This is a genomic window from Shinella curvata (genome assembly GCF_022899935.1).
Taxonomy (GTDB): Bacteria; Pseudomonadota; Alphaproteobacteria; order Rhizobiales; family Rhizobiaceae; genus Shinella; species Shinella curvata.
Genome location: NZ_JALJCJ010000005.1, coordinates 545,271 through 557,903 on the forward strand (window position 1 = coordinate 545,271; position 12,633 = coordinate 557,903).

The following is a 12,633-nucleotide window of genomic DNA, read 5'->3' on the forward strand; positions in this document are numbered from 1 at the left end:
GCAACGGCTTGCCCTCTCCCCTCAGCACCTCACTCAGCCGCAGGCAAAACGAACCAATCCTTGGTCTTCACCGTCCACTTGCCGTCGACGAGCTGCATGATCTTGGTGGCCTGCATGGGCGAATGGGCTTTCGCATCACCGAAGGAATAGGCGTTGCCGGCGATCGGATAGGTCAGTTCCTTGCCTTCCTTGAGCGCCGCCGTCACCGTTTCGCGGGTGACTTCGCCTTCGATGCCGGAAATCGTGTCGATCAGGACCTTTGCCGCCATATAGCCGCCCTGCGAGAAGGCGGTCTTGGCGAGACCCGCCGTCTCCATGGTCTTGGCCCAGTCGGCATTGGCTTCGGTCGCTTCCGTATAGGGCTCCCATTCGGTGCCGACATAGATCGGCTGCTTGCTGTCGGCGAGCGCCTTGGAGACGCCTTCCGTGTAGCCGGGAGCCAGGAACAGCCAGTTGATGCCGGTGATCTTCTGGGCATCGGCCGTCTTGATCCACTGCACGACGCCCGGCTCGACCTGGTTGGTCAGCACCGCGTCACAGCCGGCATCGCGCGCCTTGACGAGATAGGGCGTCAGATCGCCCTGCAGCGGCAGCGTCATGTCGCTGAGCGTGATCGTGTTGCCGCTGATCTTCTCCCAGCGCGCGACGGCCGCGGCATAGGCTTCCTGCGTACCGCCGATGATCGAGAAGAAGGTGCAGAGTTTCTTCGCGCCGAGATCCTTCGTGGCATAGTCGAGCACGGCGGTGGTCAGCGTGTAGGGGCCGACATTGACGGGTGCGACGCTCGGCGCGTTGAAGCACAGTGGATCGACGCCGACGCCCTGCACGGCGAGCACGTCGTTGCGGTCATAGGTCGCCGCGTTGACAGCACAGTCGAGCAGGCTCGCACCGCCGGCCAGCGCCACGACGCCCTTGTTGTCGATGAGGTCGCGCGCCGCCTGGGCAGCGACCTGCGGGTCGCCCTTGTCGTCGGCGATGGTGAACTCGATCTTGCAGCCGTTGATGCCGCCGGCATCGTTGAGTTGCTGGAAGACGGCCTGGGTGGCGCGCGGCGCGTCGGAGAAGTCAACGACACCGGTCACGGTAGAGACGGCGCCGATCTGGATCGGACCGTTTTCGCAGGTCGGCGCGGCCTTGGCCGAGACAGTGGCGGCCAGGAGGATCGCCGCAGAGGCGAGGAGGAGATTACGGGTCTTGGTCATGCTGCTCCCTTTCTTGTTGTTGTCGACAAAGGCCTAGCGCTGGTAGACGGCGCGGCCTTCGAAATAGGTGGTGAGGACCTTGGTGGCGGCGATGCGCTTGGCCTCGATATCGAAGAGGTTCTGGTCAAGCACGATGATATCCGCCGACTTGCCGGGCTCGATGGAGCCGGTCTCCTCGCCAAGGCCCATGGCGATGGCGGAGTTCAACGTGAAGATGCGGATGGCCGTGGCAACATCGATCGCCTGTTCGGGCCAGAGCGAAACGCCGGGGAAGGCACCGGACGGGTTCTGGCGCGTCACCATGCCCTCGATGCCGTTCAGCGGATCGGGGATCGGAATGACCGGCCAGTCGGAACCGCCGGCCAGCAGCGCACCGGTCTTGTGGAGATCGGCGATCGGCCAGAAGCGGGTTGCGCGCTCTTCGCCCATCGCTTCCTTGTGACCTTCGAGGAAGGTCGTCGGATACCAGATCATCGGGCAGAGATCGGCCACCACATTCAGCGATGCGAAACGCACGATATCCGCGGGCAGGACATAGCTGGCATGGGCGATGTGGTGCAGGACCTTGGTCGGGCCGTTGAAGTGGCGCACGGCCTCGACCGCATCGAGCATTTCGGTGACGGCATAGTCGCCGGCGCAATGGATCTTCAGGCCCATGCCGAGCTTTTCCGACTTGTCGATATATTTGACGAGATCGGGATAGCTGACCAGAACCTCGCCGCGATAGCCATGCGGATGCGCGGCATCGTCGATATAGGCGTCATGGAAGGCGCCGGTGCGGGCACCCGGCACGCCGTCGAGGAAGATCTTCGTGTAGTTGGGATGGACATGCCGGGAGCGATAGTCGTCACGCAGCGCCAGCAGTTCGTCGCCGGAAAGCCCGAACATGAAGGACGGCTCGATCAGCGGCAGCGAGGTCACGGCCCAGGCCGTCAGATCGCCCTTGTCATCGAGGCCCTTCAGCGCCTTGAGGATGGAGAGAACCGAGGCAGCATCCTGGAAGGCGGTGACGCCATAGGAATTGACGATCTCGACGGCACGGGCGACGGCGGCCTCGCCCATATCCTCGGTAAAATGATCAGCGGCGACACGCTCGACGATACCGGCGGCGGATTCGATGAGAAGGCCCGTCAGCCTGCCGGTCACCGGATCGCGGCCGAAGGCGCCGGCCGGTGGGTCGGGCTGGTTGTCGGAAATGCCGGAAAGGCGCATCGCCTCGCTGTTGACCCAGCGGTTGTGCATGGTCTCGTCGCGCAGCAGCACGGGATGGCCGTGGCTGGCGGCATCGAGTTTCGCAAGCGCCGCTTCCGAGTTGAGCGCGCTGATCATGTCGGCGCCCCACTGGTTGGCGACGATCCACTGGCCAGGGGCGGCGGCCTCCGCCTGCGCCGTCACATGGGCACAGATCGCATCCACCGACGCACCGGCGGCGATCTGCGTTTCGAAGAGATCGGCCTGCCCGCCCATCATGATGTGATTGTGAATATCGACGAAGCCCGGCATCGCCATGCGGCCGGCCAGATCGACGACCTCGGTCGCCGCGCCGCGATAGGCGTCGATCTCGGCGGCGCTGCCGACGGCAAGGATGCGTCCGCCGGCAATGGCGACGGCTTCCGCCCAGGAATTGGCGGCGTCGACCGTATAGATACGGCCACTGGTGAGGATGAGGTCAGCGTGCGACGTCCCAGTCATGATAGCGATGTTCCCTTGTGGTTCATTATTTGAACCTACTATTCAATATGAGAGTGCCGCAGTCGGGGGCGGCTGTCAACATAGTTCACACGTTAAATACATTGACCGGATGGACAAGGATTTCCCTGCGCGACGCAGAAGCCCCGAAACAGAAACCGCCGCAGATGCGTTCGGCATCGCGGCGATCTTGACGCACTGTCGGTACGGTCGTTTAGAGCTGGATCCAGGCCGTCTTCAGGTCGAGATATTTTTCCAGCGCATGCAGCGACTTGTCATGCCCGTTGCCGGACTGGCGCACACCACCGAGCGGCACCGTGTTGTCCGCTCCGCCATAGGTGTTCACATGCACGACACCCGCGCGGATGCCGCGCACCATGCGGTGCGCCCGCGAAAGGTTGGATGTCCAGACGGCGGAGGCGAGGCCGTAATCGGTGCCGTTGGCGATCGCGAGCGCCTCCTCCTCGGTGTCGAAAGGAATAATCGAGAGGATCGGGCCGAACACTTCTTCGCGAGCCAGCGTCATGCCCGGTGTGACGTCGAAGACCGTCGGCTCCATGTAGAAACCACCCGTATCCGTAAGGATACGCTTACCTCCAGTGCGCAGCTTCGCGCCCTCGACCAGCGCCTGCTCGGCAAAACCGAGATCCTTGCGCAACTGCATCTCGTTGGAGATCGCGCCAGCCTCGGTGGACAGCAGAAGGGGGTCGCCGACCTTCATGGAGGCGGCAATTCCCGCTACCTTGGCGGAAAAGTCGTCGACGATCGAGCGCTCGACCAGCAGGCGCGAACCGGCGACACAGACCTGACCGGAATTGCGGAAAATGCCGTAGGCCGAGGTCTTCGCCGCCTTGTCGAGATCGGGCGCGTCGGCAAAGACGACATTCGGCGATTTGCCGCCGAGCTCGAGATAGACGCGCTTCAGGTTGGAGCGGGCGGAATATTCCAGGAGACGCCGCCCGACCGGGCCGGAGCCGGTGAAGACGAGCACATCGATATCCGGATGCAGCCCCATCGCCTCGCCCGTGACGGCACCGCGGCCGGTCACGACGTTGAGCACACCTTCGGGAAGGCCGGCCTCGGCACAGAGTTCGGCAAGCCTCAACAGCGATAACGACGCCACCTCCGCCGGCTTCAGCACCACGGAATTGCCGGCGGCGAGCGCCGGAGCGATCTTCCAGGCGCCGATCATCAGCGGGAAATTCCACGGCACGATGGCGCCGACGACGCCGACCGGCTCGCGATGCACCAAGCCGAGAATATCGCCCGCCGTCGGGGCGATCTCGCCATAGACCTTGTCGATCGCCTCGGCATAATAGCGGAAACTGCCGGCCGCGCTGCCGGGCTCGGCCTTCAGCGCCATCGCGATTTCCGTGCCATTGTCGCGCACGCCCAGCACGGCGAGTTCCAGCGCATGCTTTTCGATCAGCTCGGCGATCTTGAGCAGCACCCGCTTGCGTTCGGCCGGTGCGGCTTTCGCCCAGCGGCCCCTTTCGAAAGCGGCACGCGCTGCCTTCACCGCGCGGTCGACATCGACAGGGCCGGCATCGGCGATGGTCGTCAGCCGACGCCCGTCGATAGGCGAGATGACATCCAGTGCCGCCCCTTCGGCGGGCTCCCGCCAGTTGCCGTCGATAAACAGCCCCTGCGGGGCGATGGCGCGGTTGCGGAGCGCTTCGATCTTTTCCTGCATGACATTCCCTCGCAAGAACGGGTGGCGCCGAAGCGCCACCCCACTTTTCAGACTTCGCGGCCGACGCCAAGCCGCGCAAAGGCAGCCGCGTCGCCGGACTTCAGGCGCAGCGCGCAGACGAGGCCGATGGCCGCGGCAATCAACACGAGACCGGGCAGGAACACGGCAAGCGGCCCCTCCGCGCCGGCCAGCGCGCCAAAATTGGTGGCAATATAGAACACCAGCGCGGCAAGGATCAGCCCCGTCAAAACCGGCAGCACGACTGTCGCCAGCTTGTTGCCTTCAAGGCCGGGATTGCGGCTGAAGAAGACAACAATGGAGAAGGCCGTCAATGCCATCAGCAGAATGATCGCCAGCGTGCCGACATTCGTCAGCCAGGAGAACAGCGCCAGCACCGGATCCAGCCCCGTGAAGGCGAAGAGCGCGACCACGACGACGGCGATCACCGTCTGCACGACCGAACCGGCATGCGGGCTCTGGAACACTGGATGGGTGACGCCGAGCGCCCTGGGCAGCAGACCCTCACGACCGGCGACATACATGTAGCGGGCAACGCCGTTGTGGAAGGCGACGACGCCGGCAAACAGGCTGGTGATGAAGAGGATGCCCATGATGGTGGTGATACCATTGCCGACATAGCGGTCCGCCAGACCGAAGAGGAAGGTCGTCGGATCGGCAAGACCCTGGATTTCCGGCACGAGCTTGTCGACGCCGGCACCGTTGACCATCAGCCAGGAGGTCAGCATGTAGAAGAGGCCGATTATCAGAACCGAGATATAGGTGGCGCGCGGCACGGTCTTTTCCGGCTCGCGGGCTTCTTCCGAATAGATGGTCGTGGCTTCGAAACCGATGAAGGCGGCAAAGCAGAACAGGATGCCGATGGCCGGCGTGCCGCTCATGAAGGCCGACGGCGTGAAGGGTACGGCGGACAGGCCGCTGTCGCCGCCCTTGACGAAGATCGCCGCGTCGATGACCAGCACCACGAGATATTCCAGCACGACCAGCACGGCGAGAACGCGGGCGGAAAAATCGACCCGGCGATAACCGAAGACCGCGACGAGCGCGATGCCGATATAGGTCCAGACCCACCAGGGCAGGTCAATGCCGTAACCGGCGAAGAACCCGGCGGTCGCGGCACCGAACAGGCCGAGAACGCCGATCTGCATGGCATTATAGGCGAGAATGGCGATCAGCGCCGCCGCACCGCCGGCAAGGCCGCCAAGACCCTGTGCCGTGTAGGCGTAGAAGGCGCCGGCATTGCTGATGTGGCGGGCCATCGCGACATAGCCGACGGCAAACAGCAGCAGCACAGCCGTCACGAAGGCGAAGGTCAGCGGAATGCCCGCACCGTTGCCGAGCATCATCGACAGCGGCACGCCGCCGGCGACAGCCGTCAGCGGCGCTGCGGCCGAGACGACGAGAAAGGTGACGGCCCCGACACCAAGGCTGTTCTTGCGCAGTTGGTTCGTGCCGCCGGGCGACACGGTTTCATTGCTCATGATCTTGCTCCCATCCTGACGGCTCGCTCCACACGGCTGCCGCCTCCATTGCCGTGCGCAAGGCGTCCGGCGGTTCCCACTCGAAGATTTGCATTGCGGTTCATTAATTGAACCTTTATTTTAATATTAGACTTGCAAAAGCTCGTACCCGCGTCAAGTTAATTCTCATGTTAAGTATCTCGACAGAGATGGGAGAAGCGTGGGAGGCAGTCTGCGGGGTTGGCAACACCGATCGTCCGGTGCGACAAGGCCGTAACGAAACGCGCGGAAAAGAAGCATGAGCACCATCGGAAAGGCCCTTTCCCTCCTCGACACCATCTCCCAGCTCGGTAAGGACATCGGACTGACCGACATCGCGCGGCTTGCGGCACTCGACAAGGCGACGGCACGCCGCTTCCTGGTGGAGTTGGAAAAACACGGCTTCGTGGAGCAGGACGAGGAGACGCGGAAATACCGGCTGGGGGCTGCCCCCGTGCGGCTGGCGCGTATTCGCCAGGCACGGTTTCCCTTCGTGTCCGTCGCTGCCCCCTTCGTCAAGGCGCTGGCGGACGAGGTCGACGAAACGGTCCATCTCTCGGAATTTACCGGCGGGCGGCTCTCCACCATTCATGTCGAGGATTCCTCACAGGCCCACCGCGTGATTGTCGACCTCGGCACGCCGCTGCCCTTCCATGCCACGGCATCCGGTCTTGCCTATCTGGCCTTCCTGCCGGCCGAGGAGATCGAACGGGCGCTGAAACGGCCGATGGAGCGGTTTTCCGCCGAGACGGTCACCGAACCGGACGCCGTACGTCTTCTCCTGAAGGAAACTGCAAGGCGCGGTTTTTCGATCAACCAGCAGGGGTTTGAAATGGGCGTCATCAGTGCCGCGGCCCCTGTCCTCGCTCCAAGCGGAAAGCCCGTCGGCGCCCTGGCGGTCGCCGCCCCGACCCCGAGGGCGAACAGGGCGCGCATGCTGGATATCGGACAGAAGACGATGGCGGCTGCGACCAGCATCGCGCAGAAATATTATGGCGCAAAGGCCTGAGCGGCATGAAATGCAGCATGCCCCTTCGAAGGATTTTCCCCGGGGCGGCCTCTTTATAATACATAATATCTATCGATTTTATTTTTAACTGCGAAACTCTCCCGAAACCAACCGGAGAGTTTCGCCATGGGGATTATCGAAAAACAGCCGATCGACTATACGCAGCATCCGCGCGTGAACTCGGACGATCCGGTTCCGCCGCGCCCACGCCCTGCGGCACCCGCCCACGTCATCAAGAGCGATGAAGAGGCAATTGCCGTCGCAAAGCGGCTGGCCGCCGACTTCGCGCAGGGAGCTGCCCTTCGCGACCGGGAGGGCCTGCTGCCGCTCAAGGAAATCGACACCTACTCTCAGAGTGGTCTATGGGGCATCAACGTACCCAAGGCCTATGGCGGCCCCGGCGTTTCCTACAAGACACTGGCCCGCGTGATCGCCATTCTCGCCGCCGCTGACTCCTCGATCGCCCAGATCACCCAGAACCATCTCGCCATCAACGGCCATATCGACCTCGACGGCACGGAAGAGCAGAAGAGGGAGTTTTTCGGCTGGGTTCTCTCCGGCCTGCGCTTCGGCAATGCCTTTTCCGAGCTGAACAGCAAGACCGTCGGCGCCTTCGAAACGCGCGTTGTCCATGAGGGCGACGAGGCGGTCGTGAATGGCGAAAAGTTCTACACGACCGGCGCACTCCTTTCGCACATCATCCCGATCGTCGCCGTCGATGCTGACGAAAAGGGCTATCTGGTCTTTACCGACCGCGAGACGCCCGGCCTCACGGTCAGCAACAACTGGTCGAGTTTCGGCCAGCGCACCACGGCCTCCGGCGCGGTGAAGATCGAGAATGTGCGTGTGCCCAAAAGCCGGCTGCTGCCGGTCGCCGCTTTCGACCGGCCGACCATCGCTGGCCCGGTTTCTCAAATCATCCAGGCTGCGATCGATGCCGGCATCGCGCGCGGTGCGATTGACGACACCATCGCCTTCATCAAGACCCAGAGCCGCCCGTGGGTCGACAGCGGCAAGGAGACTGCGAGCGAGGATCCCTTCACCATTGCCGCCATCGGCGACCTGAAGATCAGGCTGCACGCCGCTGAAGCCCTGCTCGACATTGCCGGCGAGGCAATCGACGCCGGCCTGAAGAACGCGACGGAGGAGACGATCAACGACGCGACCGTCAAGACCGCCGAAGCCAAGGTGCTGACGACCGAGATCGCCATCCTCGCCACGAACAAGCTGTTCGAACTGGCCGGTACGCGCTCCACGCTCGCCAAGCACAATCTCGACCGCCACTGGCGCAATGCGCGCGCGCATACGCTGCACGATCCCGTGCGCTGGAAGTTCTTCCACATCGGAAACTTCTACCTCAACGGCATCAATGCCCCGCGTCACGCCTGGAGCTGAACATCATCCCGGGTGCCGGCCCCGCCGGCACCCGACTGTTTTCCGGAAACTCCCGCCATGTCGCTTCGTCGCCACGTCGTCGCCAATGCTGCTCCACCGCCGGCCACCGCTCGCTATGCCCATGCCGTGGAAGCCGCTGGCCTGCTCCATGTCACCGGTCAGCTGCCGATCTACCCCGACAGCCCGGAAGAATCGCTGCCCGCATCGATCGAAGCGCAGGCGGAGCTTGTCTTCCTCAACCTCCGCCGCATCCTCGACGCCACGGGCTACCGGCTGGAAAACACCGTCTTCGCCCGCATCTATCTCACCCATTTCTCCCGCGACTATGTGGGCCTCAACGCCGTCTATCACCGGCATTTCAGCGAAGACGCGCATCTGCCGGCGCGTACGACAGTGGGTGTTGCCGCCCTCGGACGCGACGCGCTGGTGGAGATCGATCTCGTCGTGGCGAAGAACTGACGGAGACGAAAGGGTGACAGGGCGCGGAACTTCTTCCATAAGGATCCGGATCCGAAGCACCGCAGTAGCCGAAAGCCCGCCTTGAGCCCGGAAGACGACACGCCCGCCGATGTGCCCACCCCGCGCATGTTTTCCTGGGCGCGCAATTCGACGATCTATCGTATCGAACGGCGCATGCACACGGAAAAGCAGCTCTACGATGCCATCGCCCGCAAGGCGCGCGAAAAATTCGAGGACATCAGCGACGCACAGGTGAAGGCGCTGGCCGATGCAGCGGTGAAATTCGCCTATGACAACAAGGCGCTCGACGATACGGCTTTCGCCGAGATGAGCAGCCGCTCCGGCATGCGCAGCGGCAGGTCGAAGCGCGCGGTCGTGCAGAGGCTTTCACAGAAGGGCATCGCCAAGGAAACAGCCGCCGCCGCGGTCGCCGAAATGGACGATCTCTACGCCGCCATCGTGCTCGCCCGCAAACGCGCCTTCGGCCCGTTTCGCAAGGTGGGGCTGGACGAAAAGCGCAAGGCCAAGGAGTTTTCCGCCTTCGCCCGCGGCGGTTTCAGCTTCGACATCGGCAGACAGGTCTTCGCCATGACACTGGAGGAGGCCGAAAACATCCTGGACGCCGGCCGCCATTTCTGACGGCCGGTCCGTCGGTTTCACACCACGCGAAAGAAGGTGGCCTTGGCCAGCGTCCCCGCGCCGTTGGTCAGCAACGTCCCGACAAAAGCCGCATCGCGAAGCCAGGCATAGGCTCCCTCCGCTACCTCGAATTGCGGCACCGTCCGCCCCCGGAAATCGCCGTTCTCATCGGCCTGCACGGTTCCGGCGTTGATCAGCGAGATCAGCACGCCATCATGGGTGCGCAATGTATAGCGCGCCCATATTTCGCTGATGCCGTCCGGTCGGGTCAGGCACCAGTCCGCGCCACCCGGCAGGACTTCGCCATGGATATCCGGCCCTGTGAAGCGTCCGCCCGTGATCGGAATGATTTCGCGCACGCCGCCGCCGATCTCGCCGACGATGAGGGCGGGCGCGATCTCCGCCTCGATGCGCATCACTAGGTCCAGTTTAGGCTGTTCCGTATCCATGTGCCGTTCCCTTCAAAGCCCGAGCGCAATGCCATCCTTGCGCGATTCGGAGCCCCCGATCAGCGTGCCGTTCTCCCAGTCGATGCGGATCGCCTGCGCCCCGCCGATCGGCCCTTCCGCCGGAACGAGCGAGAAGCCGCGACGCGTCAGTTCGCTTGCCGTCGCGGCCGGCAATGTGTGTTCTGTCTCGACAAGCGTGCCATCGGGCTTGGGAATGAGGCGTGGTAGGTCGATCGCCTCCTGCAGGTCCATGCCGTAGTCGAAGACTTTCGAGATAAGATGGGCATGGCCCAGCGCCTGATAGTAGCCTCCCATCACGCCGAAGGGCATTTCCACCCGCCCGCCGCGCGTTACCATGCCGGGAATGATGGTGTGCAGCGGCCGCTTGCCCGGCGCCACGACATTGGGGTGGCCAGCCTTCAGCGAAAAACTCTGGCCGCGATTGTGCAGAACCACGCCGGAGCGCGGTGCAACGAGACCGGTGCCGAAACTGTCGAAGACCGAGTTGATGAAGCTGACGGCATTGCGGTCGCGATCGACGACGGAAATATAAACGGTGTCGCGATGCAGCGGCATGTCGAAGGCCGGCAGGTCCGTCAGCGCGCGACTAAGATCGATCATGCCGGCCAGCCGGTCGGCAAGACCGTCCGACAGCAGTTCCTCGACCGGCACATGCACCTTGTCCGGATCGGCGATCCAGGCGTCGCGTGCGGCATAGGCAAGCCGCGTCGCCTCGATCTCCAGGTGCAGCCGGTCGGGCGACTGCGGATCGCCCTTGGCCTCGAAGCGGCTCAGTATGTTGAGGATCAATAGCGCGATGATGCCCTGGCCGTTCGGCGGGCATTCGTGGATCGTATAGCCGCGGAAATCCGTGGTCACGGGCGTCACGTAGTCGCCCCGGGCGCCGGCAAAATCTTCCAGCGTGTGCAGCCCGCCCAGCGAGCGCAGATAGGACACCATGTCCTCCGCAACCGCCCCCGTATAGAACCCGTCGCGCCCCTCTGCCGCAATGCGTTTCAGCGTGGCGGCAAGCTCCGGCTGGCGATGCACCTCGCCAACTCTTGGCGCACGGCCATTCGGAAGAAAGATGCGAGCGGCCGTTGGGTCGGCGGCCAGAAGCTCCTCCTCCAGCTGCCAGTCGCGATGAACGCGTGGGCTGATCGCGTAGCCCTCCTCGGCAAAGCGGACGGCCGGCGCCAGAACCTCGGCAAAGGACATGCGGCCGTGATCGGCATGCAGCCGCGTCCAGGCATCGATGGCGCCGGGAATGGTCACGGATGACGGAGACTGGCGCGGCACTTCGGCAAGGCCACGCTCGGCAAACCAGTCGAGCGTCAGCGCGGCAGGCGTGCGACCGGAACCGTTATAGGCGACCACCTTGTCGGAGCCGTCAGGCGCAAAAAGCACGAAACAATCGCCGCCGATGCCCGTCGAGCCCGGCTCGACGACGCATTGCACGGCAGAAGCGGCAATGGCCGCATCCATCGCATTGCCGCCGGCCTCCATGATCTGCAACGCACAGAGCGTCGCGGAGGGATGCGAGGTCGCCGCCATCGCATGACGGGACACGGCCACGGAGCGGGTCGGCCTTTCGAAATTGCGCATTCTCTTCGTTCTCCTCGGATGTTTTTACCCCGCCGGATCGGCAGGTTCTTATGGTTTGGCTTCAGGGGCGTGCGTTGAGGGCGAAGCCCTTGCCGAAGCGCTCGCGCACCTTGCGGGAAAAGGCCGAGACGGTGGCGTGGTCGGCCGAACGCGCCGTGACGAGCACGAATTCCACATCCTCCAGCGCCGGCAGCGAGGGCGGGGCGATTTCGCGAAGACCTGACGGCGCCAGGCTGCGCGGCTGCACCAGCACGCCCATGCCCGCCCTTGCCGCCGCCGTCAGCCCGCTGAGGCTCTGGCAGGAACAGACGATGCGCCAGGACACGCCGCTGCGCTCCAGTGCCTCCATCAACAGCACGCGTGTCAGGCTCGGCGGCGGAAACACGATCAGCGGCAGTGTCGGCTTGGTCAGAATCGCATCCGGATCGCTCGCCAGCCACACAAGCGGCTCGCGCAGGATGGCATCGCCGCGCTGTTCGCCGATCCGGCGCTTTGCCATGACGAGATCGAGCTCACCACGATCCTGCATGTCGGCCAGCGTCTTGGAGAGTGCCACGGAAAGCTGGAGATCGACGGAGGGATGATCCGCGATGAAATCCTCCAGCAGTCCCGGCAATTGTCCGCTCACCAGATCCTCGGAAATGCCGAGGCGGAAGGGGCCGCGCGGCGCTTGCGCATCGAAGCGCGCAACCGTCTGACGTTCCAACGCGAGGAGTTGGCGCGCATTCGGCAGAAGCGCTTCGCCGTCGCTGGTCAACCGCACCGCATGGGTGTCGCGGTCGAGAAGCCGCCGGCCGAGGCTGCGCTCCAGCCGCTGGAGATGCTGGCTGACCGTCGACTGGCCCAGGTTGAGCCGCTCGGCCGAAAGCGTGAAGCTTCCGGTCTGGGCCACCATGACAAAGCTGCGCAACTGGGCAAGATCGAGCATATCACGTTTCTCGATAAGCATTATCGGATTGCATCGCAAAACAGGATA

11 protein-coding genes are annotated in these 12,633 nt (G+C 63.8%); 4 read left to right on the forward strand and 7 right to left on the reverse strand.

Annotation, left to right across the window (positions count from 1 at the left end):
- Nucleotides 1-29: 29 nt before the first annotated feature.
- The 4 genes from MUU55_RS20605 to MUU55_RS20620 all read right to left on the reverse strand — a co-directional run bounded on the left by MUU55_RS20605 (nt 30) and on the right by MUU55_RS20620 (nt 6,083).
- Nucleotides 30-1,202, reverse strand: coding sequence for an ABC transporter substrate-binding protein (locus MUU55_RS20605; RefSeq protein ID WP_342346067.1), 1,173 nt, complete (start codon nt 1,200-1,202; stop codon nt 30-32).
- A gap of 33 nt (nt 1,203-1,235) precedes the next feature.
- Nucleotides 1,236-2,894: an amidohydrolase gene (locus MUU55_RS20610; protein ID WP_244762635.1), complete on the reverse strand. Its 1,659-nt coding sequence runs from the start codon at nt 2,892-2,894 to the stop codon at nt 1,236-1,238.
- A gap of 211 nt (nt 2,895-3,105) precedes the next feature.
- Nucleotides 3,106-4,584 (reverse strand): aldehyde dehydrogenase, encoded by a 1,479-nt coding sequence (locus MUU55_RS20615; protein WP_244762636.1) that lies wholly within the window; start codon nt 4,582-4,584, stop codon nt 3,106-3,108.
- A 47-nt stretch (nt 4,585-4,631) separates the two neighbouring features.
- Nucleotides 4,632-6,083, reverse strand: coding sequence for an APC family permease (locus MUU55_RS20620; RefSeq protein WP_244762637.1), 1,452 nt, complete (start codon nt 6,081-6,083; stop codon nt 4,632-4,634).
- A 277-nt stretch (nt 6,084-6,360) separates the two neighbouring features.
- Between MUU55_RS20620 and MUU55_RS20625 the strand changes: the two genes are divergently transcribed.
- The 4 genes from MUU55_RS20625 (at nt 6,361) to recX (ending at nt 9,603) form a co-directional block, all read left to right on the forward strand.
- A complete protein-coding gene (locus MUU55_RS20625; RefSeq protein WP_244762638.1) occupies nt 6,361-7,110 on the forward strand; it encodes an IclR family transcriptional regulator in 750 nt (249 codons plus the stop codon).
- 126 nt (nt 7,111-7,236) lie between these two features.
- Nucleotides 7,237-8,505, forward strand: coding sequence for an SfnB family sulfur acquisition oxidoreductase (locus tag MUU55_RS20630; protein WP_244762639.1), 1,269 nt, complete (start codon nt 7,237-7,239; stop codon nt 8,503-8,505).
- Nucleotides 8,506-8,562: 57 nt separating this feature from the next.
- A complete protein-coding gene (locus MUU55_RS20635; protein WP_244762640.1) occupies nt 8,563-8,964 on the forward strand; it encodes a RidA family protein in 402 nt (133 codons plus the stop codon).
- Nucleotides 8,965-9,045: 81 nt separating this feature from the next.
- The gene (gene recX / locus MUU55_RS20640; protein WP_280519037.1) at nt 9,046-9,603 is read left to right on the forward strand and encodes a recombination regulator RecX; all 558 of its coding nucleotides are present in this window, start codon (nt 9,046-9,048) and stop codon (nt 9,601-9,603) included.
- 17 nt (nt 9,604-9,620) lie between these two features.
- Here recX and MUU55_RS20645 read toward each other — a convergent pair whose 3' ends face one another.
- The 3 genes from MUU55_RS20645 to MUU55_RS20655 all read right to left on the reverse strand — a co-directional run bounded on the left by MUU55_RS20645 (nt 9,621) and on the right by MUU55_RS20655 (nt 12,585).
- On the reverse strand, nt 9,621-10,052 hold the full coding sequence (locus MUU55_RS20645; protein ID WP_244762641.1) for a DUF3237 domain-containing protein: 432 nt from the start codon (nt 10,050-10,052) through the stop codon (nt 9,621-9,623).
- Nucleotides 10,053-10,064: 12 nt separating this feature from the next.
- Nucleotides 10,065-11,657 (reverse strand): gamma-glutamyltransferase, encoded by a 1,593-nt coding sequence (gene ggt / locus MUU55_RS20650; protein WP_244762642.1) that lies wholly within the window; start codon nt 11,655-11,657, stop codon nt 10,065-10,067.
- A 61-nt stretch (nt 11,658-11,718) separates the two neighbouring features.
- On the reverse strand, nt 11,719-12,585 hold the full coding sequence (locus tag MUU55_RS20655) for a LysR family transcriptional regulator (RefSeq protein WP_244762643.1): 867 nt from the start codon (nt 12,583-12,585) through the stop codon (nt 11,719-11,721).
- Nucleotides 12,586-12,633: the final 48 nt, after the last annotated feature.

Bases quoted from the DNA above. Each gene is read 5' to 3' on its own strand.
- MUU55_RS20605 (WP_342346067.1), bottom strand. From the start codon at position 1,202: ATGACCAAGACCCGTAATCTCCTCCTCGCCTCTGCGGCGATCCTCCTG.
- MUU55_RS20610 (WP_244762635.1), bottom strand. From the start codon at position 2,894: ATGACTGGGACGTCGCACGCTGACCTCATCCTCACCAGTGGCCGTATC.
- MUU55_RS20615 (WP_244762636.1), bottom strand. From the start codon at position 4,584: ATGCAGGAAAAGATCGAAGCGCTCCGCAACCGCGCCATCGCCCCGCAG.
- MUU55_RS20620 (WP_244762637.1), bottom strand. From the start codon at position 6,083: ATGAGCAATGAAACCGTGTCGCCCGGCGGCACGAACCAACTGCGCAAG.
- MUU55_RS20625 (WP_244762638.1), top strand. From the start codon at position 6,361: ATGAGCACCATCGGAAAGGCCCTTTCCCTCCTCGACACCATCTCCCAG.
- MUU55_RS20630 (WP_244762639.1), top strand. From the start codon at position 7,237: ATGGGGATTATCGAAAAACAGCCGATCGACTATACGCAGCATCCGCGC.
- MUU55_RS20635 (WP_244762640.1), top strand. From the start codon at position 8,563: ATGTCGCTTCGTCGCCACGTCGTCGCCAATGCTGCTCCACCGCCGGCC.
- MUU55_RS20645 (WP_244762641.1), bottom strand. From the start codon at position 10,052: ATGGATACGGAACAGCCTAAACTGGACCTAGTGATGCGCATCGAGGCG.
- ggt (WP_244762642.1), bottom strand. From the start codon at position 11,657: ATGCGCAATTTCGAAAGGCCGACCCGCTCCGTGGCCGTGTCCCGTCAT.
- MUU55_RS20655 (WP_244762643.1), bottom strand. From the start codon at position 12,585: ATGCTCGATCTTGCCCAGTTGCGCAGCTTTGTCATGGTGGCCCAGACC.